This window comes from Dactylosporangium sp. NPDC006015 (genome assembly GCF_040614215.1).
Classification (GTDB): Bacteria; Actinomycetota; Actinomycetes; order Mycobacteriales; family Micromonosporaceae; genus Dactylosporangium; species Dactylosporangium maewongense.
Window position 1 is genome coordinate 6,409 of the sequence record NZ_JBEXUD010000084.1, and the last position, 24,661, is coordinate 31,069.

A 24,661-nucleotide genomic window follows, 5' to 3' on the forward strand; every position below is an offset into this window, starting at 1 on the left:
ATGGCGGCAACTTCGGGCGGAGTCCACGCCCGCGGCAGCCAGCCTCGCGGCTCGGCGGTGAACTCGCGCCGGACCTGATGCTAGGAAGGCCGCGCCTTGCGGCATGGCGGCAACTTCGGGCGGAGTCCACGCCCGCGGCAGCCAGCCTCGCGGCTCGGCGGTGAACTCGCGCCGGACCTGATGCTAGGAAGGCCGCGCATCGCGGCATGGCGGCAACTTCGGGCGGAGTCCACGCCCGCGGCAGCCAGCCTCGCGGCTCGGCGGTGAACTCGCGCCGGGAGTCCGCGCCAGCACACTCCTGCCCGCCGCGCCCCTGCCGCCACGCCCCTGCTCGCCGCGGCCTTGCGGCGCGCCCGCCCGGCAGGGGCCGTGCCCGCGGAAGGCTGCCGATCGCTTCTGTGCTACCGGCGACCTCCTGGCCCGTCGCATGGATGCCTGCTGAGCGGACGCCTGTTGCCAAGCGGCCCGCGCGAACAGACCTCCGCAGCCCAAGCGCTCTGCGAGTTAGAATTCCGCAGCCCAAGCGCTCTGCGAGTTAGGACTCCGCGATTGGAGCCTTCTGCGAATCAAAAGTCCCGTGCGTGGAGCCTGCTGCGGATCAGGACTCCTCAGGGGCGGGGGTCTCCTGCGGGCCGCCGCCGAAGCTGACCTCGTTGCCGTCAGGGTCGGCGTAGATGGCCTTTCGCACGCCGTTGTCGTACGTCTCCGTTCTTGTCGGGGCGAGGCCGCGTTCGGCGGCTCGGGCAACGCGCTCGTCGAAGTCAGCGACGAACACCGTGTGCATCGCGTGGCCGGCGCGTTCTGGAAGGAGCTCGATGTACAGATACCGGTGCTCGGCCAGCTCCCACACGGCCTCCGTGTCGTTCGGCTCGAACGCGGGCGGCTCGCCGAGCAGCTGCTCGTAGAACCGTCGCGCCGCTGTCAGGTCGCGCACCGCGATGCCCGCGAACAGGTCAACCGTCATGTCCACCATCCTCTCAATCGGCCCGTAGCGCGCGGGTCTGCTCGGTGATACGGGGTCATCCATCGAAGCCCGTGGCGCCGTCGGTCTGCTCGCGGAGGATGTCGGCGTGGCCCGCGTGCCGTGCGGTCTCCTCGATGAGATGGACATACAGCCAGCGCAGCGAAACCCGGCCCAGGCGCGGTGACGGCACCGTGTCGTCGAGCGCGAAACCGGCGCAGATCTCCCGCGACGTGGCGCACGCCGCCCGGTAGTCGGCGACGAGCGACTCGACGCTCGCGTCGCCGGGCACGTCCCAGTTGTCGCTCGGCGCCGCACGGTCCTCGCCGGGCGCGGGCCGCCCGCCGAGCACGCCGTGGAACCACTCGCGCTCCACATCGGTGAGGTGCAGCACCAGCCCCGCTAAGGTGGTCCGGGACGGCACGAGCCGCCGTGAAGCGTCCACTGTGGACAGGCCTGAGACCTTGCGGACGACGATGTCGCGATACAGGTCGAGGAACGTTTCCAGTACATCACGCTCGCCGGCGGCGCTGACGAGCTCGTCGGGAGCGAGCGGTGGCGCAGGGCTCATAGGTCAACCATAGGATCTGGGTATGACACTTTCGCGGCTCCAGGACTCGCTCGACCTGATGTGCGCGACGGCGGCTCCCGATGCCGCCGCCGTGGCCGCGGTCGACGCATGGAGCCGGCGGACCGGGCTGGCGCTGCCGGCGGCCGTCCGCGAGTTCTACACCACCGACGTCTCCCTCGAGCTGTCCGACGGCGGCACCTGGACGCTGCCCTTCACCAACCTGTGGCGCGAGTTCAGCGGCGACGCCACGCTGTGGACGCTCGACGAGGTCCTCGCCGGGATGGGAGAGGAGAAGGTGTGCTTCGAGGCCGACGTCATGCGGATGCATCACGTGTACTTCCAGCCGGCGGGCGACGATCCCGTGCTGCACCACCACACGCGCGGTGAGGGCTGGAGCGTCGAGGAGGAGCCGTTCAGCGGCTGGTTGTTCGACTGGTTCGTGTCGTACTACAACGACTCCGGCAGCCCGGCATCGTTCTGGGGTCCGGACGCCGATCACGACGCGTCCGAGGAGCGCCAGCCGGTCCTGCCGTTCGGCAACGAACTGTGGCTGCGCGCCCGCGACCTGCCCGTGCCGGACGCGGTCGGGCAGGAGCTGACCCGCCGCCACGGCGAGCCGACGTCGGCCGGCGCGGCGAGGTGCTGGGGCATGCCCGACGGCCTCATCCAGGTCACCGGCGACGCCGGCGGGTCCGCCTGGTGGTTGCACGGCGACGACCCGGCGGCGTTGCAGCGGATCGCGGAGTCGGTGTGGTCGTTCGGCGACCTCGCGCGGACGCTCCGCAGCTCCACGATGTGCCACGACGAGACGGCCCGGAAACTCCTCGCGACGATGCGCGCCTAGTGCTGTGACTGGCGGGTTTCGGCGGCGAGGACGAGGCGGCGGAGGAGCTCGGCGAGGGTCTGCCGCTCGTCGGCGGTGAGTGCCTCCAGCAGGATCGACTCGCCGTGGTCCTCGCGGCCCGCCTGCTGCTCGAACGCGGCGCTGCCGGCCTCGGTCAGCCGTACGTGCACCCGGCGCCGATCCGCCGTGTCGCTCGTGCGGTCGATCAGCCCCGCCTCCTCCATCGGCGCGAGCCGCGCGGACAGCGCGCCCCGGGTCAGCCCGAGCACGTCGGCGAGCTGTGACGGGCTCGTCGCGTACGGCGGACCCAGCCTCCGCAGCTTCATAAGGATCTTGAACTGCCAGTGCGGCAGCCCGTCCGCGGCCAGCGTGTCCCGGCGTAACTGCTGCGTGTGCCGGGCGAGGATCGAGAGCCGCACGAAGATCGCCTCTTTGACGGGATCGAGCCACGGCAGCTCCCGCTCCCACGCCTCGATGTGCTCTTCGACATCGTCCTTCATCGCCGCTCCCGCCGCCCGAAGTAGTTTTCTTGAGGATAGTTTTTTCGATTACTACTGTCGTCGTCATGACCGAGATCGCAGTTCCCCGGCAGGTCCTCGCGTCGGCCGCCCGTGCACTCGCCCACGCCGGCCGGTGGCAGGACGCGGCGGACCTGCTCGACGCGGCGCCGCCCGGAGACCCGGTGCTGGCCCTCGCCTCGGCGCAGGTGGCCGTCGAGTCGGATTGGTTCGCCGGTACGACCACCGCCCCCCACCGGCTCGCCATCGCCACCCGGCACGCCCCTGCCCTCGATGACGAAGGACGGTGGGACCTCGCGTTCGCCGGCGTGCGGACCGAGTACCGGACCGTGCTGATGACCGACCAGGCCGACCGCGAACCGGCCACGGTGCTCCTCCACCGCGCCGCCACCCTCGCCACCACCGCGCCGGACGCGGTCCGCAACGGCTGGGCCGAGATGTACCAGGGCCTCATCTGCGACAACCTCCTCGACCAGCCGGACACCGCACCCGCCCACTACCGCGTCGCGCTGGAGGCAGGAGCCGCCGACCCGCTGCTCGCCCGTGAGGCGCTGCGCCACCTCGGCGGCCACGACCACGACAACGGCGACACCGAGACCGCCCTCACCCGCTGGCGCCTGGCCACGGAACTGGGCGCCGCCGCCGGCAACGTCCCGGGCACGCTGTCCCAGCAACTCCTCCTCGCCGTCGCGACCCGAGCCACCGGCAACGAAGCCGGTGCCCTCACCCTCGCCACCGAGATCGCCCGCTGGGCAACGGCCATCGGCGCGCCGGCCCTCGCCGCTCAGGCGACCGCCTTCCTCGACGGCACCGACCCATTCGCTCCACCTCCTCCGCTGGCAACAGCACCAACGCCCGCCCCGATCACGTCACAGCCGACCCCGAGGGGAACCTCGACAGCCACCGCAACCGAAGCCGCCATCACCGGCCAGATGCACACCGCGCCGGTGGTGGTCGTGCCCTTCATGACCGCGCCGCTGGCGACCACACCGCGGCAATGACGGGCGGGCGTCGCCACGCACACACCCAAAGCCACGGCGACCAGCCGCCCTCGCCGTCGGACGAAGCGCGGTGCCGTCGGTCAGGAGCGCCGAGCGGGCTCGTACATCAGCCGCCGACGCAGATCAGAAGTCATAGACCGTCACAGGAACATCGCGCTCGCACAGCGCCGACACGACCAGCGGCTCGACCTTGTCCCACCGGCCACCGGCCAGGCCGCAGCCGATCCTCGGCATGTGGACGGACGCGCCGAGGTCCAGCGCACGGTCACCGACCGCCGTCAGTGCCCGCCCGATCGCCTCATAACGAACCGGCGGACCGGAGCTGCCCGTCTTGATGCCGTGCTGCCCGATCATGTTGGCCACGAACACCGACGGCTGCACCTCCAGGACCCGGACGGCACCGAGGGCGAAGTCGTTGCCGGCGCGTTCGCGATGCCAGCGGCGGTAGTCGCGCTCGGGCTCGGGCCAGCGGCGGGACACGGCGAGGACGAATCCCGCGCCCCAGTGCCCCTGGTCGTTGCAGACGTGGGCGATGATCTTCGGGCCGCTCGCCTGCGGGCTGGTCGCGTCGCCTTTGGTGATTCGCAGTGGTGTCATGGCAGCGAGCATGCCAGCCGGGTACGACAAAATCGGCTCGGGTTCGTGACGTAGGTTCTCAGGATGGCTGAGCGGGTGGAGATCTGGACCGACGGGGCCTGCAGCGGCAACCCGGGCCCCGGCGGGTGGGGAGCGCTGCTGCGGTACGGCTCGGTGGAGAAGGAGCTGTGCGGTGGCGAGGCCACGCCGACGACGAACAACCGGATGGAGCTGACCGCGCCGATCCGGGCGCTGACGGCGCTGACCCGCGCGTCGGTCGTCGACCTGCACACCGACAGCACGTATGTCCGCAACGGCATCATGTCGTGGGTCGCGAAGTGGAAGCGCAACGGCTGGCGGACCGCCGCCGGCGAGCCGGTGAAGAACGAGGACCTGTGGCGGCAGCTCGACGACGCCGTCGCCCGGCACGAGGTCGCCTGGCACTGGGTCAAGGGCCACGCCGGCCACGTGGAGAACGAGCGCGCGGACCGGCTCGCTGCCCGCGGGCAGCGGGAGGCCCTGGAGGCGGCCGGAATGCCGGTGCCGGCGGCCGCTCCGGCGTCAGCGTCCCGCCCCGCACGCGCCACCGCTGCTCCCACCAGGGCCACCGCTGCCCCGGCCAGGACCGACGGCGTCCTCTGCCGGGCGCGGACGAAGTCGGGCAAGCCGTGCCCGATCGCGGCCCGCCCGTCCGGCCTGTGCCACGTCCACGACCCGGCGGTGCTCTGCGGCGCACCCACCAAGCGCGGCACACCCTGCGGCGTGGCGACCGGCGGCGGCCGCTGTCAGGCCCACGGCTAGGGCGACCTGACCACCCCCACGCGCCTGGCGAGCCGGACGGTGCCGGAGATTCCGCCAACGGGGATCATGCCGCAGCAGGCAACCACGAGGCGCTCAGGGCAGGGCGTCGATGTCCGCGCGGTCGCGGGCGATGCCGGCGGCCGAGGCGCGCAGCGCGTGCTGCACCGCGAGGACCGCCGGGGCGTCGGCGGCCGTGGCGCGGGTCGCGGTGAAGATGGTCCGCTGGAGTCGTTCCTCGCGGAGCGGGTGGGCGGCGATCTGCGGGAGCGCCGCGGTCAGCAGCGCCGGCAGGAGGGCGACGGCCCGCTGGGAGGCGACCAGGGCGCCGAGCACGAGCCCGTCGTCGCTGCGGTGCTGGATGCGGGGTTCGAAGCCGGCGAGCCGGTTGCAGACGTTGCGCAGGACCGCGTCCAGGCCGGTGCCGCGGTGACCGGTGGCCCACGCGGCGGCCTCACAGGCGGCGAGGGCGACCGGCGGGCGCGCGGCCAGCGGATGTGCCGGGTGCACGGCGAGGAGGACGTCTTCGCGTAGCAGGTCGCGCCGGTCGATGTCGCGCTGGCGGGCGACCGGGACCGGGTCGTACTCGATGCCGACGACGAGGTCGACGGCGCGGGAACGCAGCTCGTCCAGGGCCGGTGCGGTCTCCCGCTGGTGGACCTCGACCTGCAGGTCGGGGTTGGTGGCGGCGAGCCGGGCGAGCGTTGCGGGCAGGAGCGCGAGCGCGGGCGTCTGCACGATGGTCATGCGCAGGCGCCCGCCCGGGGTGTCGCCGATGGTGGCCAGTTCGGCGCGGACTGCCTCGTCGGCGGCGAGCGCGTCCGCGGCGTAGGAGGCCAGCCGGCGGCCGGCCGGGGTGAGTTCGAGGTTGCGCCCGACGCGGCGCAGCAGCTTGGCGCCCGCTTCCTGTTCCAGCTGAGCGAGCTGCACCGAGACGCTCGACGGGCTGTAGGACAGCGCGTCGGCGACCGCGGCGACCGTGCCGAGCCGGGCGAGCTGGTCCAGCAGGCGGAGCCGTCGCAGTTCCATCGTTCGGATTCTTCCACGGTTTTCCGTCAAGAACGTGCGCTGGTCACGAACGGTTCGTTCGGCGACCGTTAGGGCATGGTGCTCGTCTCCCTTGCCCTCGCCCCAGCCGTCATGGCCGTAGCCGCGCTGATCGAGCGGCGGCTCGGCCCGTCGGCGGCCGGCTGGATCGCGGCGCTGCCGGTCGCGTTCGCCGTGTCGGTGGTCGCCGTCGCCGTCGACACGACGCCGCACGCGGCCGCGGCGATGGCCTTGAGCGCGGCGCGGCAGGTGTCCGCGCAGGTGGCCTTCGGTGTCGCGTTCGCCTGGGTGCTGCGGCGGCGCGGGCTCCCGCTCGGTGTCGGGTGCGGCGCGCTGGTCTACGTCGCCGTCTCGCTGGTTGTTCAGCATGTACCGGACGCGCTCGCGCTTCTGGTCGCGGTGGGCGCGTTGGTGGCCGGCCCGCGGCTGATGCCCGCCGGGCAGCCGCGCCGGCCAGAGCTCCGGCACTGGATGGGCACGGCGCTCACCTGCGTCAGCGCGGCGGTCGTTGTGGGGGTCGCGGTGCTCGGCAGCCGGCTCGCCGGGCCCGACGTCGCCGGCGCGATCGCGGCCTTCCCGACGATGTGCGCGACGCTCACCGTGGTCGCCGCGACCCGTGACGACGCGGCGGCGGGCGTACACACGCTCGGGGGCCTGGTCCGCAGCCTGCCGTGCTACTTCACGTTCTGCCTCGTCGTCGCGCTCGTCACGCCGGTGATGGGTCTCGCCGCCGTGGGGTTGGGGCTGTTCGCGTGCCTTTCCGCGGCGGCGTTCACCTGGAGGTGGGTGCCGTTGGCTCCGAAGGTGGTGGCGGCCGGGGAGGGCTGACGGTAGAGGGTGCGGTCACGAGGAGGGGCGCGGGCGGCGGCGGTTGAGGAGCCACCAGGCGGTGACGAGGTCCTCGGTGCGGTGCAGGTCGAGGCCGGTCAGCTCCTGGAAGCGGTGGACGCGGTAGCGGACCGTGTTCTGGTGGACGGCGAGGCGGCGGGCGACCTCGCGGACCTGCTGGTCGCACTCGAGGTAGACGCGGGTGGTGTCCTCGATGTCGGTGGTGGCGCGGGCCGGGGTGTCCAGGGCCCGCATGTGCCGGGCGGACAGGCCGGCGGCGATGCGGGTGTCGGACAGGACGAGCGGGCGCGGGCCGAGGTCGGTGAGGCGGACGAGCCCCGAGAGGTGGAACTGCTCGGCGGTGGTCAGCGCCAGGACCGCCTCCTGGAAGCCGTCGTGGAGCTGGTCGAGCGTCGCGGAAGGGCCCGCGGCCACGAGATGTCCGGTGAGGTGCTCGGGCGGGCCGGGCGCGATGAAGCCCAGGCACGTGCCGATCTCGGCGAACAGCAGCCGGTCCGCGGGCGTGCGCAGGGCCGAGGCGACGGCGCGGCGGATGGCGGCGGGGTCGGGGGCACGGGCGGCGAGCGGCACGTAGCGGGCGCGCGGGTCGAGGGTGAAGAGGTGGGCGTCGCGGTTGATCTGCTCGGCGGGGAACGTGCCGCTGAGGACGCCGGCGGCGAAGGTGGAGCGGCGTTCGGCGTCGAAGTGCGCACGCTCCAGGGCCAGGTCGTGCTGGACGCGGGCGAAGACGGACGACGCCTCGTTGGAGAACTCCCAGGTGCTGTCGTGCACGGCGAGGAGCAGGTCCATCGGCAGGCCCACCTCGAGGCCGACCTCGTCGAGGAGGGTGAGCATCTCGCGGGAGCCCATCTGGTACCCGGCGGCGAGGACCTCCGGCGGGATGCCGCGCGCGCCGCGTTCGACGGCGAACTTGTTGAGCAGTTCGCGCAGCGCGCCGTCGGGGACGCGCAGGAAGGACAGCTCTGAGACCAGGGTGTCCATGAACTGTTGGGCGGTGGCGCGGATCTCCTCGTCGGTGAGGACGTCGTAGCCCGGCAGGTGGGCACGGGCGAGTTTGAGGAAGCGGTGGCCGAAGGCGTCCTGCCTGGCGCGCAGCAGCTCGACGGCGGCGGCGATCGTGCGGCGGGTCGGCTCGTCGAGGGTGGCGAGGTCCGGCATGCCACGGCGGGACGGCCACGACGGCGGGAGCGCGCTCGTCATCGGTTCACCGTACTGACTTTGTATCCGGGAACAAAGGACGTTGGTACGCACGCCGTAGCTGTGCAGGGGAAGCGCCGCCACACTGTGATGCACCTCATGGGCGCGTTTGTTCCCCGCGCCATCTCCTGCTTCCGCCAAGGCAAAGGTGACAAGGATGGCAAACAGGGCGTACATCCTCACGCTGCTGTTCGTCGGCAACCTGCTGAACTTCTACGACCGGGCGCTGCCCGCGGTCGTGCTCGAACCGATCAAGGAGGAGTACCGCCTCGACGACACGCAGGTCGGGATCCTCGCCTCGGCGTTCGTGCTCGTGGCCGCGATCGCCGGCGTCCCGCTCGGGCGGCTCGCGGACCGGATCCCCCGCAAGACCGTGGCGGGCTGGGGCCTGTTCGCGTGGAGCCTGTTCACGGCGGCCGGTGGCGTGCTGACCAGCTTCTGGGGGTTCCTGGCGTCCCGGGTCGGCGTCGGCGTGGGGGAGTCGAGCTACTCGCCGGCGACCGGTTCGCTGCTGTCGGACCTGTACCCCAGCGAACGGCGCTCCCGGGCGAACGCGGTCTTCATGCTCGGCTTCCCGATCGGGACGCTGCTGGCGTTCTTCACCGCGGGCGGGCTCGCCGTCGCCTTCGACAGCTGGCGCGCGCCGTTCCTGATCGCGGCTGTTCCCGGTGTACTGGTGGCGTTCCTCGTCCTGCGCGTGCGGGAACCGGAGCGGGGCGCCGCCGAGCCAGCGCAGGACAACAGCCAGGAAATGCAGAAAATCAGAAGTGTCCGGTCCGTCTACGGGCTGATCATCGCGTTCGCCGGGTACAACTTCGCCGCGTACGCCATCGGCACGTTCCTCACCCCGGTCCTGCAGCGGTACTACGGGCTGGACCTGGTCGAGGCCGGCGCGGTCGGCGGGATCGTCATCGGCGTCACCGGCCTGGCCGGGCTGCTCGTCGGCGGCCGGCTGCTGGACGCCGCCGCCCGCAGGTCCGCCGCCGCCCGCGTCCACGTCGCCGTCGCCTGTCTCGCCGGGGCGGCCGTGTGCACCGCCGGCGGGCTGGCCGCCGGAGCGGACGCGTTGTGGCTGCTGGTTTTGCTGCTCAGCGTCGGGTACCTGCTCGGCATCATCTACCTCGCCGCCGCCGTCCCGGTCATGGCCGACGTGATCCGCCCGAAGCAGCGCTCCGGCGCGATCGGGCTCATGTCCGCCGTCGGCTACCTGCTCGGCGGCGCTGGCGGCCCGATCGTCGTCGGCATCGTCTCCGACGCGATCGCCGGCCCGGGCGCGTCCACCACCGCGGAGGCGAACGGGTTGAAGACCGCCATGATGATCGCCGTGCCCCTGGCGTTCGCGGTCGCGGCGGCCGGCATGCTGCTGGCGGCGCGCTCCGTGCAGGCGGACCGCGAAGCGATGCTGGCGACCGCATGAACCACACCACGGTGCTCATCGTCGGCGGCGGCTTCTCCGGCATCGCGGTCGCCAGGGCCCTGCTGGCGGACAAGACGGACTTCGTCATCCTCGAACGCGAGCCGGACACCGGCGGCGTCTGGCAGTCCAACACGTACCCCGGCTGCACCTGCGACGTGCCGTCACACCTCTACTCGTTCTCGTTCGCGCCCAACCCCGACTGGTCGTCGACGTACTCACCGCAGCCGGAGATCCGCGCGTACCTGCGGCGCTGCGTCGAACAGTTCGGGCTGCTGCCGCACCTCCGCTTCGGCGTCGACGTGCTCGCGGCGCGGTGGGACGAATCCGAGCAGCGCTGGCACGTCACGACCAACGAAGGGGATTGGATCGCTCATGTACTGGTGAGCGCCGTCGGCCCACTGACCGAGCCGAAACTGCCGGACGTCCCCGGCATCGACCGGTTCCGCGGCACGACGATGCACTCGGCGCGCTGGGACCACGGCTACGACCTGACCGGCAAGCGGGTCGCGTCGGTCGGCACCGGGGCGTCGGCGATCCAGTACGTGCCGCACGTCGCGAAGCAGGCCGACACGCTGTACGTGTTCCAGCGCAGCGCCCCGTGGATCACGCCGCACGACAAGCGCTCGATCACCGACGCCGAACGGGCGGCCTACAGGAAACGGCCGCGCAAGCAGCGGTTCGAGCGCGGCAAGGTCTACGCCGGCAAGGAACTGCTGGTGCTCGGCATGGCCAAGTACCCCCGGCTGATGAAGGCGCTGGAAGGCGTGGCGCGCAAGCACATGGAGCGGCAGGTCGCCGACCCCGAGCTGCGCCGCGCCGTCACGCCCGACTACACCCTCGGCTGCAAGCGGATCGTGCCGTCCAACGACTGGTACCCGGCGCTGCAACGGCCCAACGTCGAGCTGGTGCCGCGGGCGCTGCGCGAGATCCGCGAGCACAGCGTCGTCGACGCCGACGGGGTGGAGCGCGACGTCGACGCCATCATCTTCGGCACCGGCTTCCACGTCACCGACATCCCGTTCGCCGACAAGGTCCGCGACCGCGGCGGCGCGCTGATGAGCGACGTCTGGGCCGGGTCACCCCGCGCGTACCTGGGCGTGTCCGTGCCCGGCTTCCCGAACTTCTTCATGATGCTCGGCCCGAACTCCGGCCTCGGTCACAGCTCGATGGTGTACATGATCGAGGCGCAGGCCGAGCACGTCCGCCTGGCCGTCGCCGCGCTCGCGAAGGCGGGCGCCGGGAGCATCGAGGTCACCAGGGCGGCGCACGACTCGTACAACAGCGACATCGACCGCAAGATGGCCGGCACGGTATGGGAGGTCGGCGGCTGCCGGACCTTCTACCAGGACGCCAACGGCCGCAACGCCACCATCTACCCCGACTGGACCTTCCGGTTCCGCCGCCAGGCCATCCGGTGGCGCCCGGACGCGTACACCCTGGAGGACGCCCGATGAAGGCGGTCACGCTCACCGACGGCCGGCTCGAGGTGGCGGACCTGCCGACGCCGCGGCCGGGCCCGGGGCAGCTGCTGCTCGCGGTGCGCCGGTGCGGCATCTGCGGCTCCGACCTGCACGCCCGCAAACACGCCGACGAGCTCGCCGACGTCCTCGCCGTGTGCGGCTATCCGCGGTACCTGCGGCCGGCGCAACAGGTCGTGCTCGGCCACGAGATCTACGGCGACGTCGTCGAACGGGGCCCTTCCACGACGGGCCGGATCCGCCCCGGCACGCCGGTCGTGGCGGTGCCGCTGGTACGCCGCGACCAGCAGGTCGACGGCATCGGCCTGTCCGCGGACGCCCCCGGCGGCTACGCCGAACACGTCGTCGTGCAGGAGTCGCTCACCCTGCCGGTGCCCAACGGGCTCGCCCCGGACATCGCCGCCCTCACCGAACCCCTCGCCGTCGCCTGGCACGCCGTCAACCGCGCCGAGGTGACGAAGAAGGACGTCGCAGTCGTGCTCGGCTGCGGGCCGGTCGGGCTCGCGGTCATCGCCGTGCTGAAGTCCCGCGGCGTCGCCACCGTCGTCGCCAGCGACTACTCGCCGGCCCGCCGCGCCCTGGCCACCCGCTGCGGCGCCGACGTCGTCGTCGACCCGGCCACCGGCTCGCCGTGGTCCGCGCTCGACGGCCACGGCTTCGTGACGGCGATGCCCGTCGAGTACGCCGCCGGCATCGACGCCATGGAAGGCCTCCACCGCCTGCCCGTGCCATGGTGGACGGCGTGGCGCGCCCTGGACCGGCTCGGCGCGACCCGCCCGAAACGCCCCGTGGTCTTCGAGTGCGTCGGCGTGCCCGGCATGATCGACTCCGTCCTGGCCGCCGCGCCGCTGCACTCCCGCATCATCGTCGTCGGCGTCTGCATGGGCGCCGACGCGTTCCGCCCCGCCCTGGCCGTGAACAAGGACCTCGACCTGCGCTTCGTCGTCGGCTACACACCCCTGGAGTTCCGCGACACCCTGCACGCCCTCGCCGACGGCAAGCTCGCCGTCTCGCACATCGTCACCGGCCACGTCGGCCTGGACGGCGTCGACGGCGCGTTCACCGCCCTGGCCGACCCGGAGGTCCACGCGAAGATCCTCATCGACCCCACAATCCGATGACCCGACGCCACCTCAATGCCTGGCCGCTGGGCGCTCAGTCCGTCGGCTGAGCCTGCCGGGCCTGCCGGTCGCAGAACACCGCTTCGATCAGCCCGGCCAACGCCTTGGGGAACACTGCTGCCGGGTCGATGTCCCTGATGGTCAGCGAGGCGGTCAGGGTCTTGCTGCCGTCGGGCCTGCTGATCATCAGCGCTCCGTAGCCGCCCGGAGCGCCGCCGTTGTGGTGCACGATCGTGCCATTGCCCGGGCCCAGGTCCTGCACCCACAGCCCCAGCCCGAGGCCGAACTTGCCGTGCGGCGTGAGCATCTCGGCCAGCAGCGGGGCCGGCAGCAGCTTGCCGCCCAGCAGCGCGGTGATGAAGGTGCGGAGGTCGCCGGCGGTCGAGATCAGGTCACCGGCGCCGGCCAGCAGGGAGGGGTTCTGGCGGCTGACGTCGGCCACCTTCCACTCGCCGGCGTCCTGGTAGCGGTAGTAGCCGTGGGCGTGCGGCCCGGGGAGATCCGGCGAGGTGGCCGACACGACGGTGTCGGACAGATCGAGCGGCCCGAGGATCCGGCGCTGCGCCTGATCGGCGTAGGAGCAGCCGGTGACCTTCTCGATCAGCAGCAGAGCCAGCGTGTAGTTGGTGTTGGCGTAGCTCTGGTCGGTGCCCGGCTCGAACCGCACCGGCTTGGCCAGCGCGAACCGCACCAGTTCCTCGGGCCGGTACGTGTGGAATCGATTATCCACCCACTCCTTGCCCTGCGAGGGGAGCCCCATCACGAACGTCCCGTCGGGGTCGGGCTCGCCTGTGTAGTTGTACAGCCCGCTGGTGTGCTGCAGCAGCATCCGGACGGTGATCCGCTCGTCCAGTCCGAGCTCGGGCAGGTGGTCGGCCACCGGGTCGTCCAGCCCGAGTTTGCCCTCCCCCACCAGCTGGAGCACCACGGTGGCGGTGAACGTCTTGAGGACACTGCCCGCCCAGACCTGCCCGTTCACCGGCGTCTCGGCGGTCTCGCCCAGCTTGCTCACTCCGGCGCGGCCGGCCCAGTCGCCCCGCTCGTCGTGGATGTGCATCTCCGCGCTGCCGAAGCCGGCGTCGACGAACGCCTCCAGGATCTGCTGCAAGTCCGGACGATCCTGCCCGCCGGCCACGTCGTCGGCCGGGAGATTGTGGGCGGTGATGTCGCCGTATTCGGTGGTCGCACGGATGTTCAGCTGGGCGGCGGCACCTTCGGAGTTCCTGAGCGTGTTGCGGATCCGGCCGGAAGAAGTGCCGGCGTCCAGGGAGGCCGAGACTCCGTGCGCGGCGCCGACCGAGATCGCACCGTGCTGCGTGCGCAGCACGACCGTGCCGCGCACGGCCTCGGTGATGCGGATGTCGCCCTTCTGGGTGCTGATCTCCGCGGGGCCGCCCAGGCGGCCGACCGAAATGTCGCCGGCGTGGGAGACAAGGCGCACGCTCGCGGCCTCGTCGAGCTCGACCGCGCCGTGCGCGCCGTCGAAGGTGACGTCGCCGAGCCGTCCCACGGCGCGGAACTCGGCGGCGGCCGCCTTCGCCTCGATCCGCGAGCCGGTGGGAAGCCGAACCGTCAGCTCGACGGATCCGGTGGGGCCGAGGATCTGGTTCTGCGTCGCGGTCCCGACCCGCAGGACGCCGTCGCCGTATGCAACGGTGGTCTGCTCCGCGGCCTTCACGTCGCGGCTTTTCGAGGCGTCCGCGGGCAGGACCTCGACCGTGGTGTCGGCCCGATCGGCGGCGACGACCCGGACGCGCCCTGCGGGGATGTCCAGTACGGCGGCAATCGGGGCCGGGGTGTCGAACTTCTGCATCATGCTCTCCAGGGGTTCGTTCGGGCATCCCCACTGATAGGGACGCCCATGGCGGATGTGGATGTGGAGGGATCGGTAAGCCGATCACGGGAGCCGTGCCGGGTCTTGTCGGGAGAGCCGCACGGCTCCGGGCTCCAGCGGCTGTGACCGGATGGCGGGACACCGCTGCGCTCGCTGTGGACCTGCTCGAAGGCCGCCCACTGCGATGTGGGGAGTGACCGCCGGATCAGCGGAATCACCGCCTGTTCCTCGTGCGCCAGATGTCCTCGCAAGCCGGTGACGAGGGAATCGGCCAGAGCTCCGAGCTGGACGAGGCAGGCTTCAGGACCGGCCAGCAGTTCGTCGATCGTGGCGATGAGCTGGTCGATGGCCGCGTGTTCGGCCTCCATCGCCTCGAGCAGCACCAGCTCGCTCGGCCGGTCGGTGAGCTGCCGGCGCAGCGCCGGCCACAGCACCTCGTCCTCCGCACGGTGATGGCCGCGAACGGTTCGCTTGAACATTCGCCAGCCGGCCGCCGTTCGCAGGACCCGCCTCGGATCATCGTCGATCCGGACGGTGACACGGGCGATGTCTTCCAGTTCCCGACGCAGCACGTCGTGCGTGGCGTACATCGCGGTCATGTCCAGGGGCATGGTTGTGACTGTGCCGAGGGACCGTGTGGTGATCAACGACGACTTCGGCGGCTCTGCGGTAACACCCGGGTTACCACAACGCGCTGACCTCGGAGTTCACGTAGCCCCCGCCCCGCCCCGGTGACGTTCGTGATCGTCTTCGGAGGCGTCGGCCGGTAGGCTGGTCCCACCGCGGACCGGAGGCAGGCATGGAAATACGAGACGTCGAGATTTTTTTGACCCTCGCCACCGAGCTGCACTTCGGGCGCACCGCCGAGCGGCTGCACGTCTCACCGGCCCGCATCAGTCAGGCCATCAACCAGCAGGAACGCCGCATCGGCGGAGCCCTTTTCGACCGTTCCAACCGCCGCCAGGTCCGGCTCACCCCGCTCGGCCGCCAGCTGCGCGACGACCTCCGGCCGGTCTACGACGGCCTGCGCGCCGGCCTCGAACGCGCTCACCTCGCCGCCCAGGGGATCACCCACGTGCTCCGCGTCGGCATGTTGCCCGTCAACGGCTACGACCTGCGCCCCGTCTGGGAAACCTTCCGGGCCCGCCACACGGGCTGGAAACTGCGCCTCCAGCAGGCATCCTTCGTCGACCCGTTCGCCGGGCTCCGCAACGGCGACATCGACGTCCTCGTCGCCTGGCTCCCGGTCGAGGAACCCGACCTCACCGTCGGCCCCATCATGTTCGCCGAGTCCCGGGTCCTGGGCGTGGCCGCCGACCATGAACTCACCCGGCGCACATCGATCCCGCTGGAAACGCTGGGCGATTTTCAGCAGCCGGAGGTGCCGCCGCCCACTCCGGAGTATTGGCTCGACAGCTACTTTCCCACCCACACCCGCACGGGCAGGGTCATCGAGCGCGGGCCGGTGGTGCGCAGCCAGGAGGAGTATCTCACCCTGATCAGCACCGGGGAGATCGTCACGCTCTTCCCGAGCCACGTGACCCGCTACTGGATGCGGCCGGACATCGCGTTCGTGCCGATGCGCGACATGAGCGCACTGGAATACGCACTGGTGTGGCACCCCGAGTCAGAGACCGACCCCATCCGGGCCCTCGCCCGGACCGCGCGAGATCTCGGCCCTGTCAGCACATCAGACCTGACCGTGCGCTGACGCAACCGGATCGGACCAGGCACCATCCGTGCCGCCGGGGCAACCATGACAGTCCGTAGTGGATGACACACGATCGGGCGAGACCACAGTCGGATTCGAACCGGCGTCGACCGCTTTGCAGGCGGGCCCGGTTGCGGCAGCGATGCGTCCCGCCGTCGGCGCGGTTCGCGGCTGTGGCGCGGCCATTATTCTCATGTACGTGGGCGATGCGGACGAGGCCGCGCACGCGCGGCGGGATGCCCTGCTCGAAGAGGCGTTCCTGGCCGAGGAGCCGTGGGATCGCCGTCGGGCGCTGAGCATCCTGGCTCGCGACTGGCTCGCCGACCCCGACGTCCGCGAGTTGCTGCGCGAGTGCGCCCTTGGCGATCCGGACGGGGACGTCCGGGACGCGATGCTCGAAACCATCGCCCACCGCGGTCGTGCGGAGCCGGAGACGGTCGAGTGGCTGTTCGCGCTGGCGACCGGTGCCGATGAGCGGCGGCTACGGCGTACCGCGCTCGTCCAGCTCGCGCAGTTGCGTCCCGCCGATCCGCGGGTCCGGCCCCTGGTGCGGGTCCGGGCGGTCGACGACCCGGAGGGTTACGTTCGCCGCCAGGCCGTCGCCGCGTACGCGAGCGGCTGGCGCGACGAACCGGGCACCGTTGCGTGGCTGCTGGAGCGCGGCGTGGCCGACCCCGACCACAACGTGCGCCGGCAGGTGGTCAACTCGCTGGCCCGGCTGTGGCCGGGCCATCCGCGGGCGGGCGCGCACGTGCGCGGGCGCGTGCGCGAGGACGGACACAGCGCTGTGCGGTACGAGGCGGCGTACTGGCTGGCCCACGGCTGGCCCGACGCGCCCGGCACCGAAGCGGTGCTGCGCCGGTGCGCCGTCGCGGACCCGGCCGATAAGGTCCGCCGGTGCGCGATCGACGTGCTTGCCGGGTCGGCCCCGCATTCGCCGCTGTACGAGTACCGTCCCGGCCTGTGGCGTGACCGCCCCGGCGTGGTGGCGCTGGTTCGCGAGCGCGCGCTCGACGATCCGTCGCCGCTGGTGCGCCGCGCGTGCCTGGAGACCCTCGCCGCCGGTTGGACGGCCGACCCGCAGGTGCGCTCGATGCTGCGCGAGCGGGCCGTCGCCGACCCGGACTGTGCCGTGCGGATCGGCGTGTGGGAGGCACTGGTCCGCCGGTGGCCCGCCGATCCGTCCACAGTGGACCTCCTGCGGGAGCGGGCCGCCGCCGAACCCACCGACCTGGGGCGCCGCAACGCGCTGCGTGTTCTTGCCGAGGCGTCCGGTTGCGCCGAGTAGGCGCCGGCGTCACAGATCCAGGCGGTACCCCAGCCGCAGGCGCAGTTCCACGCACACCTCGTCGGCCGGGATCGTGTAGACCGCCGGGCCGCCCCAGTCGGCGTACTCCCGGTCGTGGTCGGCGATGTCGTTCTCGGACAGGTCGAGCAGGGTGAGCCTGTCGAGGGCCGCCGCGCGCAACAGTGCGCCCAGCCCGCCGCAGCGTACGTTGCGCAGCACCAGTTCCCGCAGGGCGGGCATCGACGCGTCAGCCAGTGCATCGAAGCCTTCCGGCGTCACCGGGTTGCCGCTGAGGTCGAGCCGGGTCACGGTGGTGCGCAGCGGGCTGTCGGTGAGTGCGCGGATGCCGTCGTGGCCGACCGCGTTGCCGACCAGCTCCAGGTGCGTCACGGCGGTCAATGCGGGGTTGGCCGCCAATGCCGCGGTCCCGCTGTCGCCGAGCTGGTTGTGGTGCAGCGCGAGCCGCTCCACGTCGGCGAACCGGGTGTCGGTGCGCAGCAGATCGTACGAGTCGGGCTCCAGCCCGACGTCGCGCAACGTCACCGACCGGGTCTGCGCGGCCCGGCTCAGCTGTTCGGCCAGCTCTCGATGCCCATCGCTCATGCGGTCTGCGCCTCTCCGTGGGAAGTACCGGTCATCGACCGTAGCGACCCATCGCTACGGTGCGGGGATGCCGGTTCGGCAGCATGGACCACCGAGTTGGAGTGCCTCCGTGCCGTTGCGCCGCATCGCCGTGCTCGGGTTGACCATCCTGATACTGACCTTGACGCTCGGTGGCAGCCGCGGCAGCAGCGGCCCGCCGGCGCCTGCTGTGGCTGCGCCGGTCGCGGCGGTGCCGGTGGTCGCCGAGCAGCGGGAGCCGACGGTCCAACCGAGCGTGCCGAGCCCCGTGGCCTCGCCGTCCGTGTCGTCGCCGGTTGTCGTGACCGGCGACGGTCCGGCTGGGACGGTGCGCAAGACGGGGTCGGACGCGGTCGCGCTGACCTTCGACGACGGCCCGTGGGACGACACCCCCGCCGTGCTGGACCTGCTGGCCCAGCACCAGGTCAAGGCGACGTTCTGCATGGTCGGCCGGCAGGTCGCTGCGCGCGCGGAGATGGTCCGGCGGATGGTCGCCGAGGGGCACACCCTGTGCAACCACTCGTGGAGCCACGACGAGATGCTGCGCACCCGTACGCCCGATCAGATCAGATCCGACATGCAACGCACCAACGACGCGATCCGGGCGGTCGCACCCGGCGCGGTGATCGGCTACTTCCGTGCCCCCGGCGGCAACTGGTCGCCCGGCATCGTGAGCATCGCGGCCGGCCTGGGCATGACGTCGATCTCGTGGACCGTCGACCCGCGGGACTGGAGCGGCCCGGGGGTCCAGTCGGTCGTGAACACCGTGCTGACGAAAACTCGTCCCGGCGGGATCGTGCTCCTGCACGACGGCGCGGGGCCGCAGACGGTCGCCGCGCTGCGAACGATCCTGCCCGACCTGGCGGGCCGGTTCACCCTGATCGCCCTCCCGGCGCCGACCAGCGTGGCCCAAATACCACCACGCCGCATGAGCAGGGCGGATGAGTAACCGGCAACCTGCGGTGCCTGGTGGCGCTCGTTTGTGCGGCACGTGCGCACCGGCCACGGTGGTCGGTGCGCACGTGTTCGTGGTCGCTCCCGCGGCTCAGTGGAGCAGGTCGAGCCTGTTGTTGGTGTCGTCGACGAAGTAGACGCCGCGGTTCTCCGGTGCGATGGCGAGGCCGAACAGGGCGCCCGCGCCGAGGTCGTCGAGCGTGCGGAACGCGACCTGCGCCCTCTGGCACGGGTTGGTTTCGACGATGTTCCCGTCTCCGCTGTTGACGGTGAGCACGTTGCCGTTGGGTGCGATCGCCAGCCCGAGCGGGCCGGACAGGTGTCCGTTCTGGGTGATGGTGCGTCCGGTGCCGGCGCTCGTCTTGCGGTCGTCCGCATCCGGAATGGCGGCGATGCGGTTGGCGACGGTGTCGGCGACGTACAGCGTGCCGTCCCTACCCAGGCCGACTCCGGTCGGGCCGATGATCAGCGCATCCGGGTCGGTCTTCTCCGTGAATCCGGAACCGATGGTCGTGATCTTGCGCAGCGCCGGCGGCCTGCTTCCCTCGATCTTCAACTCGAGGCGCAGCACGGTTCCCTGGTTGGTGGTGGCGGGTACGCCGCCGACGATCCCGTTGAGGACATTCGTGACGAACAGGTCGACCGATTCCCCGTCATCGTCCGCGGTCATGTCCCACGGGCCGTTGATGCCGTGTCCGGAGAACGTCTCGCGCACCTTGCCCTTGCTGTCGAGGACGATCAGGCAGCCCGCCTGGGCGGTCGCGGAGGTGCCGTCCGCGGTGGGCAGGCTGCCCACGATGACCCAGCCGGTACGCAGGACCACGAGCGCGGTGGTCAACCCGACGCCGCCAGGGCACGCGCCCGGCAGTTTGTCGGCGTCGATCCGGGCGAACAGGCGGACTTTGCCATCGCGGCTGATCTGCACGATCGTGGTGCCGGTGCCCTGCTGATTGTTGGCGTTGTTGAAGTTGCTGACCAGTACCTCGCCCTTGCGCAGATTGTCCTTGCTGCGTGGCACCACCGCGACGCCGTACGGGTTGACGTCGCCGTTGGCCGGCACCGTCGACGCGATGACGGAGGTCTTGTTGAACTGGTTGATGAACGGTGTCCTGGAGCGCCATTAGTCGGTCGAATGGGCCGAGGCGCTCGGGGCGAACGTTCCAGCCGCCAGCGCGGCAGCTGCCGCGCAAATGCCAGCCTTGAGTGCGAATTTCACGACCGTGCTTGCCTTCCTGTGTGTGGATCGCCTGACTCGGACGGCCGGAGTCTGCGACGGCCCGGGTTTCCGATCGTCGGGTCAGACAGGTATGCGCTCCGCCATCGCCGCATCTCGCCGTGTCCGTCGCGGCAGTTCGTGGGTCGGCGGTGCCGAGTGCTTCCCCGATTCGTTCAGCGGAAACGTCGTACTCCCCGCCGCGGATACGAAATAGGTAGAAGAGTAGGAATAATTCCCAATTGGAAACCATTTTAAGAATGTTCTATATGTACGTTTTGTAACTAAATTCGAGCGGGCGTGTCCGGACGCTCGCGGCTCGTGGCTGACGGGCCGATGGCACTGATGGCGCTGTTGCGTTTGCCGATCGGGGCCGCGTTCGAGTGCGTGCCGGCTCGGTCCTCGGGCGGCGGTGGCGAGTTCAATGAACGCTGTGGCGACGCGGAGCCCGCACGGGGCGTCGGCGCCGAGTTCGTAATGTCCGCGCCCATTAGGTTCTGCATGAACGCGTGCCAACCGCCCCTCGGCACCGGCATGCCAACAATTCCTACGTCGTCATTGCCGTGGTCGCGGGTCCGGGTCGGTGGGTGGCGGCGCCGCGTATCAGGGCGTGCCGCGGAACGCGTCGACTCCGTTGCGCCATGTGGTGTCGACATCGGCGTGGGGTGGGAATCGATGGTTCAGCTCGAGGATGACCATTCCGTGCGCGAAGGCCCAGATGGCCCGCGCTCGTTCGAGATCGCCGCCTGTTGCGTTGACCAGCGGCATCGCGGCTGCCTCCTCGACGCCGGGAGTGATCAGGTCGCGACGCAGGGGCCTTTCGGTCATCAGTCGGTACAGGTTCGGCTGGCGGCAGGCGAAGTCGCGGTACGCGGCGGTGAGGGAGGCGATCGGATCGTCGGACCGTTCGGCGGCCCGGGTGAACAGTTCGGCTTGTTCCTCGAAGCCCACTGAGATCAGCGCGGCCTCCAGCGCCTGCTTGTCGCGGACGTGTTCGTAGATCGACGAGGCGCGGATCCCGAGGTGGGCGCCGAGGCGACGCATCGACAGTGCGTCAGGGCCTTCCCGCTCGAGAAGCTCGCGCGCGGTCCGCACAATCTCTCGGGCCCGCGGAGTGAGCTGACTCAGCGCTTGGGACGTCATCGGCCGTCCATGGTCCAAGACCCGAACATTTCGGAGCCAACCAATTCGAGGCCAACACGTGGAGCACGCATCTCACATCGCCCTTTCCGTGCCACCCTAACGGTGTTAGGTTAGCAGCCTAACACCGTTAGGGTCAGGATTTCGGCAGTGATCCTAGCCGAGAAAAGGAGTACCGATGACTGTTCGTACCTCATCCGTAGCAGTCGGTGCCGTCGCCGGCTCCAGGCGGGTCCGTGGCCGCGTTGCGCAGGCCCTGCTCGTCCTCGCCGCATTGGGCGCCGTCGTCGCGGTGGTCAGCGCGGTCAGCACCGTCGCGGACGCCGGACCGGCCACGCGCATGGTCGAGACGTGGCGCATGCTCGGCTTCGGCGTCTTCGCCGGCGTGTTCCTGCTGCTGGCCTACCGGCCCCGGCTCTACGCCGGGATCTGGGAGCTTTCCATCCTCAACAAGCTCGGACTGAGCCTCGCCGCGCTGTCCTTCGGAAGCGAGACCGCCGACGCTCGCGCGGCCCTGATCGCCGACGGCGCGGTCACGCTCATGCTGCTGGCCGCATACATCCTCGCCCGGGGCTGGACGGCATGGTCAGCCGCACGGGCCATGGCGTGACGCAGGTCGATGGGCACCGACATGAACAATGAATACAGCCGCAGGCTACGCAGCCTGCGAGTATTCGTTGATCAGGCCGCCGAGGATCGGACGCCGTTGGACCCGGGCGGCGGTGAGGTCGACGACCTGCGGTGGCGGGTTCGGTGGTCGCTGGCCGAGCGATCGGTGTGGCCGGTGGCCGTTGTAGTGTGCGCTCCGAGCGGCGGCTGGCATTGGATTTTGCAAGGTCTATCCGCCGTGGCCCCTGTCACCAACCTCCGTGGTCAGTGCGCCTAGGCCTCGACGAAGCGGGATTTCCCGCTCGTCTTCGCGGTGTACATCGCCGCATCGGCCTCGCGCAGCAGGTCGTCCGCTGTCATGCCGGGACTGTGGACGGCGATGCCGACACTCGCCGTCACACCGGCGTGCTCCTGGTCGATAGCGATGGGACGCTGCACGAGCTCGATGATTCGCTCGGCGGCCGACCTGGCGTCTGTTGAGCCGTCGGCGCAATGAACGAGCGCGGCGAACTCGTCCCCACCGAATCTCGCGACGGTGTCCTCGGCGCGCACGCTGCTCTGCAGCCGCGAACGCCACGCCCGATGCCCCGGGGAATCGGATCGCGTTGAACCCAGACGTCATGTGGTTGAAGTCTGCCCTGGTCAAATCGGGCCAGGCGCCGACAGCCCAAGCCAGGTCTGTGAGCGCTTCGCTGTAGAGGGCCACCCGGTCCGCCACGGTCAGGCGGATCTCCTCCGTGTAGCGGGCCGACCTCGCCCTGGCGGCGCTTCGAGCGGACGACGTGACGGCGGCGCTGTGCTTCGGCGACCGGGAGGCCTGCCTGTTGCTGGGCGCGGCTCGGCGGGCTGGCGTGCGGGTGCCGCACGACCTGGCGATCATTGCCTACGACAACGAGTTCGCGGATGCGGCCGAGGTACCGCTGACCGCCGTCTCCCCGCCGAAGTTCCGGCTCGGCCAGCTGGCGGCGCAGGTGCTGTTGCAGCGCATGGAGTACGGCGAGGCCTTTCCGGTCCATCAGCTCCGCCTGCGTCCGCGTCTGGTGGTGCGGGCATCGTGCGGCGGACGGGGCGGTTCGAGCCCCGCCGCAAGGGGCACGGCACCGGCCCCCAGGGCGGGCTGACCGGGCGACGGCCCCTGCAGCACCGCCGGAACGTCCACACCCGCCGCCGCGGCGAACCGGCCAGCTCAGCGGACCCCGGCGCCGCCCTGATCCGCGCGGATCGCGTCACCCGGGCCGCCTTGCGTCGCCGCCGCGCGCAGCGCGGCACGGATCTGCTCACCGGTCGGCGGGCGCAGCACACACGCGGCTGGGCCGTGCGGGTCGGCGCCGGTGACGTCACGCCCGTCGACGAGCACCGACGGCGACGGGTAGTCCCCGACCCGCTCGAGCACCGTCACCGGCAGGCCGGCCTCCACCAGGCACGCGCGCAACAGGTCCCGCGTGGCGTCCAGGTTCGGGCAGTCCGGCACCGCGCGCAGCTCCACGATCACCCCACAAGTGTCAACCCTGTACCAAAGATCGCCCAACTCGACAACGCCCCTCCTCGCCGCCGAGTCGACCACTGCGGCGGCGGGGAAGGGGCGGTGCCGGACCTGCGCGCGTTCGGACGGGCGGGCCTACCCGGACGTGAGCGCCGGTCAGCCGGCGGCGGAGCGGAAGACCGGGTAGTAGCCACCGGACTGGCCGGCGGCGGTCGGATGGTAGGAGATGCCGAGGTTGGCGTAGTTGAGCGCGTGCAACCACTTCTCGCCGTAGCTGCACAGCTGGTGGCCGACGAATATCGAGCGCACGTCGGCAAAGGTGAACCCGGCCTTGGCGGCGGCCGTCTTGGTGACGTCGTCGAGCAGGTTGATGCCCTCGTTGATCTTCGCGCGGGAGTTCGCGCTCAGCCCGACGCAGAACGTGCCGAGCTGGTAGAAGACCGGGTAGCCGACGACCACGACGCGGGCCGAGGGCGACCGGCCCTTGATGCCGTTGTAGACACTGGCGAGCTTTGCCGGCAGTTGGCTGCGCACCTTGTCCTCGGCGGCTTGCACGGCCGCGATGCAGTCGGTCTCGCCGTACAGCACGCAGGCGGTCATGATGCTGGAGAACCCGATGTCGTTGCCGCCGACGGTGACGCTGACCAGGGTGGTGGTCGACGACAGGGCGGAGAGCTGGGTGTTGATGACATCGGTGGTCGTGGCGCCAGAGCAGGCGACTGAGCGGTACGACGCGGGCTTGACGTTGGTGTTGTACAGGGCGGGGTAGGCGTTGGTGCTGCGCTGGCACGAGCCGCTCTCGGCGGTGTAGTTGTCGGCGCCGACACCGGAGGCGTACGAGTCGCCGAGGGCAACGTAGCGACCGGTGGTGGCGGCGCTGGCGGGCGCCGCAGCGGCGAACGTGGCGCCGAGGGCGGCCGCCAGGCTCAGGGTGAGGGTAACGAGTCGGGATCTCCGCACGTCGCACTCCTGTTGTAGGGGGTGTGTCCGGAGATTGATATCAAGCTATGAATGCGGCAGATAGATCTATTCGCGCCAAATGACCAGACTGATCTATCGGTACGAATCGTCCGAATCGAACTTCCGAAGGCTGGGCAGGCTCCAGCCGGATGGGTTGGAGTCCGGAGCGGAGGCACTCGCGGCGGTGCGCGGAAAGGTTTGTTGTCATCTATGAACGCAGGTATCACTCTATTGAGGAACGTCGATCACGAGTCGGCGTCCGGAGATGGAGGAGTCTGCGTGAACCCATCCACGTTCCGCCGCGGCGGGGTCCCGGTGCTGATCGCTGCGACGACCGTGCTCGCCCTGCTCGGCGTGCCGCCGTCATCCGCCGTTGCCGCGCCTGCCGCACCTGCTGAGCCGGCGGGGACCGTCCAGGCCGTCACCGCTCGGCTCGCCGGGCAGCTCGCGGTGTCGCTGCGCGACTCGGG

27 protein-coding genes are annotated in these 24,661 nt (G+C 71.0%); 13 read left to right on the forward strand and 14 right to left on the reverse strand.

All coding sequences use genetic code 11. The annotated features are described in order from the left end of the window. Nucleotides 1–598: 598 nt before the first annotated feature. Both ABZ321_RS56620 and ABZ321_RS56625 read right to left on the reverse strand, forming a co-directional pair. Nucleotides 599–964 (reverse strand): VOC family protein, encoded by a 366-nt coding sequence (locus ABZ321_RS56620; RefSeq protein ID WP_354905123.1) that lies wholly within the window; start codon nt 962–964, stop codon nt 599–601. 55 nt (nt 965–1,019) lie between these two features. Further along, nucleotides 1,020–1,532: a DinB family protein gene (locus tag ABZ321_RS56625; protein ID WP_354905126.1), complete on the reverse strand. Its 513-nt coding sequence runs from the start codon at nt 1,530–1,532 to the stop codon at nt 1,020–1,022. A gap of 22 nt (nt 1,533–1,554) precedes the next feature. On the opposite strand from ABZ321_RS56625, the gene ABZ321_RS56630 reads away from it, so the two are divergent. Further along, a complete protein-coding gene (locus ABZ321_RS56630) occupies nt 1,555–2,376 on the forward strand; it encodes a hypothetical protein (RefSeq protein ID WP_354905128.1) in 822 nt (273 codons plus the stop codon). On the opposite strand, the gene ABZ321_RS56635 is transcribed toward ABZ321_RS56630, so the two are convergent. Then, complete coding sequence (locus ABZ321_RS56635) at nt 2,373–2,876, reverse strand: MarR family transcriptional regulator (protein WP_354905130.1); 504 nt, start codon at nt 2,874–2,876, stop codon at nt 2,373–2,375. The genes ABZ321_RS56630 and ABZ321_RS56635 overlap by 4 nt on opposite strands. A gap of 65 nt (nt 2,877–2,941) precedes the next feature. On the opposite strand from ABZ321_RS56635, the gene ABZ321_RS56640 reads away from it, so the two are divergent. Next, on the forward strand, nt 2,942–3,895 hold the full coding sequence (locus ABZ321_RS56640) for a hypothetical protein (RefSeq protein WP_354905132.1): 954 nt from the start codon (nt 2,942–2,944) through the stop codon (nt 3,893–3,895). A 123-nt stretch (nt 3,896–4,018) separates the two neighbouring features. Here the strand turns inward: ABZ321_RS56640 and ABZ321_RS56645 are convergent, their stop codons facing one another. Next, entirely contained in the window at nt 4,019–4,492 is a 474-nt protein-coding gene (locus ABZ321_RS56645; RefSeq protein WP_344515282.1) for a macro domain-containing protein, read from the reverse strand. A gap of 63 nt (nt 4,493–4,555) precedes the next feature. Here ABZ321_RS56645 and rnhA point away from each other — a divergent pair, with 63 nt between their 5' ends. Continuing rightward, complete coding sequence (rnhA, locus tag ABZ321_RS56650) at nt 4,556–5,272, forward strand: ribonuclease HI (protein WP_344515284.1); 717 nt, start codon at nt 4,556–4,558, stop codon at nt 5,270–5,272. 93 nt (nt 5,273–5,365) lie between these two features. Here the strand turns inward: rnhA and ABZ321_RS56655 are convergent, their stop codons facing one another. After that, nucleotides 5,366–6,298 (reverse strand): LysR family transcriptional regulator, encoded by a 933-nt coding sequence (locus tag ABZ321_RS56655; RefSeq protein WP_354905136.1) that lies wholly within the window; start codon nt 6,296–6,298, stop codon nt 5,366–5,368. A 75-nt stretch (nt 6,299–6,373) separates the two neighbouring features. Between ABZ321_RS56655 and ABZ321_RS56660 the strand changes: the two genes are divergently transcribed. Further along, complete coding sequence (locus ABZ321_RS56660) at nt 6,374–7,144, forward strand: hypothetical protein (protein WP_354905138.1); 771 nt, start codon at nt 6,374–6,376, stop codon at nt 7,142–7,144. Between the two features lie 15 nt (nt 7,145–7,159). Here the strand turns inward: ABZ321_RS56660 and ABZ321_RS56665 are convergent, their stop codons facing one another. After that, nucleotides 7,160–8,365, reverse strand: coding sequence for a helix-turn-helix domain-containing protein (locus ABZ321_RS56665; RefSeq protein ID WP_354905141.1), 1,206 nt, complete (start codon nt 8,363–8,365; stop codon nt 7,160–7,162). Nucleotides 8,366–8,519: 154 nt separating this feature from the next. Between ABZ321_RS56665 and ABZ321_RS56670 the strand changes: the two genes are divergently transcribed. Genes ABZ321_RS56670 through ABZ321_RS56680 form a run of 3 tightly spaced genes read left to right on the forward strand, consistent with a single transcriptional unit; the run spans nt 8,520 to nt 12,378 of the window. Next, on the forward strand, nt 8,520–9,779 hold the full coding sequence (locus ABZ321_RS56670) for an MFS transporter (RefSeq protein ID WP_354905143.1): 1,260 nt from the start codon (nt 8,520–8,522) through the stop codon (nt 9,777–9,779). Continuing rightward, nucleotides 9,776–11,233 carry an NAD(P)/FAD-dependent oxidoreductase gene (locus tag ABZ321_RS56675; protein WP_354905149.1) on the forward strand — a complete coding sequence of 486 codons (1,458 nt, stop codon included), beginning with the start codon at nt 9,776–9,778 and terminating at the stop codon, nt 11,231–11,233. The genes ABZ321_RS56670 and ABZ321_RS56675 overlap by 4 nt, the downstream gene beginning before the upstream one ends. After that, the gene (locus ABZ321_RS56680) at nt 11,230–12,378 is read left to right on the forward strand and encodes a zinc-binding dehydrogenase (protein ID WP_354905151.1); all 1,149 of its coding nucleotides are present in this window, start codon (nt 11,230–11,232) and stop codon (nt 12,376–12,378) included. Before ABZ321_RS56675 ends, ABZ321_RS56680 begins: the two co-directional genes overlap by 4 nt. 34 nt (nt 12,379–12,412) lie before the next feature. Here the strand turns inward: ABZ321_RS56680 and ABZ321_RS56685 are convergent, their stop codons facing one another. After that, a complete protein-coding gene (locus tag ABZ321_RS56685) occupies nt 12,413–14,191 on the reverse strand; it encodes a serine hydrolase (RefSeq protein ID WP_354905154.1) in 1,779 nt (592 codons plus the stop codon). Next, on the reverse strand, nt 14,191–14,823 hold the full coding sequence (locus tag ABZ321_RS56690; RefSeq protein WP_354905157.1) for a hemerythrin domain-containing protein: 633 nt from the start codon (nt 14,821–14,823) through the stop codon (nt 14,191–14,193). Before ABZ321_RS56690 ends, ABZ321_RS56685 begins: the two co-directional genes overlap by 1 nt. A gap of 188 nt (nt 14,824–15,011) precedes the next feature. On the opposite strand from ABZ321_RS56690, the gene ABZ321_RS56695 reads away from it, so the two are divergent. Together ABZ321_RS56695 and ABZ321_RS56700 are read left to right on the forward strand one after the other, a co-directional pair. After that, nucleotides 15,012–15,923 carry a LysR family transcriptional regulator gene (locus ABZ321_RS56695; protein WP_354905159.1) on the forward strand — a complete coding sequence of 304 codons (912 nt, stop codon included), beginning with the start codon at nt 15,012–15,014 and terminating at the stop codon, nt 15,921–15,923. Between the two features lie 199 nt (nt 15,924–16,122). Continuing rightward, complete coding sequence (locus ABZ321_RS56700; protein WP_354905161.1) at nt 16,123–17,211, forward strand: HEAT repeat domain-containing protein; 1,089 nt, start codon at nt 16,123–16,125, stop codon at nt 17,209–17,211. A gap of 9 nt (nt 17,212–17,220) precedes the next feature. Here the strand turns inward: ABZ321_RS56700 and ABZ321_RS56705 are convergent, their stop codons facing one another. Beyond that, nucleotides 17,221–17,814, reverse strand: a complete 594-nt coding sequence (locus ABZ321_RS56705; protein ID WP_344515306.1) for a hypothetical protein — start codon at nt 17,812–17,814, stop codon at nt 17,221–17,223. Between the two features lie 109 nt (nt 17,815–17,923). On the opposite strand from ABZ321_RS56705, the gene ABZ321_RS56710 reads away from it, so the two are divergent. After that, a complete protein-coding gene (locus ABZ321_RS56710; protein WP_354905163.1) occupies nt 17,924–18,781 on the forward strand; it encodes a polysaccharide deacetylase family protein in 858 nt (285 codons plus the stop codon). A gap of 96 nt (nt 18,782–18,877) precedes the next feature. On the opposite strand, the gene ABZ321_RS56715 is transcribed toward ABZ321_RS56710, so the two are convergent. Together ABZ321_RS56715 and ABZ321_RS56720 are read right to left on the reverse strand one after the other, a co-directional pair. After that, entirely contained in the window at nt 18,878–19,846 is a 969-nt protein-coding gene (locus tag ABZ321_RS56715; RefSeq protein ID WP_354905166.1) for a hypothetical protein, read from the reverse strand. 756 nt (nt 19,847–20,602) lie between these two features. Then, a complete protein-coding gene (locus ABZ321_RS56720; RefSeq protein ID WP_354905169.1) occupies nt 20,603–21,142 on the reverse strand; it encodes a TetR/AcrR family transcriptional regulator in 540 nt (179 codons plus the stop codon). Between the two features lie 175 nt (nt 21,143–21,317). On the opposite strand from ABZ321_RS56720, the gene ABZ321_RS56725 reads away from it, so the two are divergent. Further along, nucleotides 21,318–21,749: a hypothetical protein gene (locus ABZ321_RS56725; RefSeq protein ID WP_354905172.1), complete on the forward strand. Its 432-nt coding sequence runs from the start codon at nt 21,318–21,320 to the stop codon at nt 21,747–21,749. Nucleotides 21,750–22,021: 272 nt separating this feature from the next. On the opposite strand, the gene ABZ321_RS56730 is transcribed toward ABZ321_RS56725, so the two are convergent. Next, the gene (locus ABZ321_RS56730) at nt 22,022–22,363 is read right to left on the reverse strand and encodes a GGDEF domain-containing protein (RefSeq protein ID WP_354905179.1); all 342 of its coding nucleotides are present in this window, start codon (nt 22,361–22,363) and stop codon (nt 22,022–22,024) included. Between the two features lie 143 nt (nt 22,364–22,506). Here ABZ321_RS56730 and ABZ321_RS56735 point away from each other — a divergent pair, with 143 nt between their 5' ends. Further along, entirely contained in the window at nt 22,507–22,869 is a 363-nt protein-coding gene (locus tag ABZ321_RS56735) for a substrate-binding domain-containing protein (protein ID WP_354905182.1), read from the forward strand. Nucleotides 22,870–22,934: 65 nt separating this feature from the next. On the opposite strand, the gene ABZ321_RS56740 is transcribed toward ABZ321_RS56735, so the two are convergent. Then, complete coding sequence (locus tag ABZ321_RS56740) at nt 22,935–23,240, reverse strand: alkylmercury lyase (RefSeq protein WP_344515343.1); 306 nt, start codon at nt 23,238–23,240, stop codon at nt 22,935–22,937. A 147-nt stretch (nt 23,241–23,387) separates the two neighbouring features. After that, nucleotides 23,388–24,191, reverse strand: coding sequence for an SGNH/GDSL hydrolase family protein (locus ABZ321_RS56745; RefSeq protein WP_354905175.1), 804 nt, complete (start codon nt 24,189–24,191; stop codon nt 23,388–23,390). Nucleotides 24,192–24,470: 279 nt separating this feature from the next. On the opposite strand from ABZ321_RS56745, the gene ABZ321_RS56750 reads away from it, so the two are divergent. After that, the coding region (locus tag ABZ321_RS56750) for a hypothetical protein (protein ID WP_354905177.1) at nt 24,471–24,661 on the forward strand (191 nt) is incomplete at its 3' end.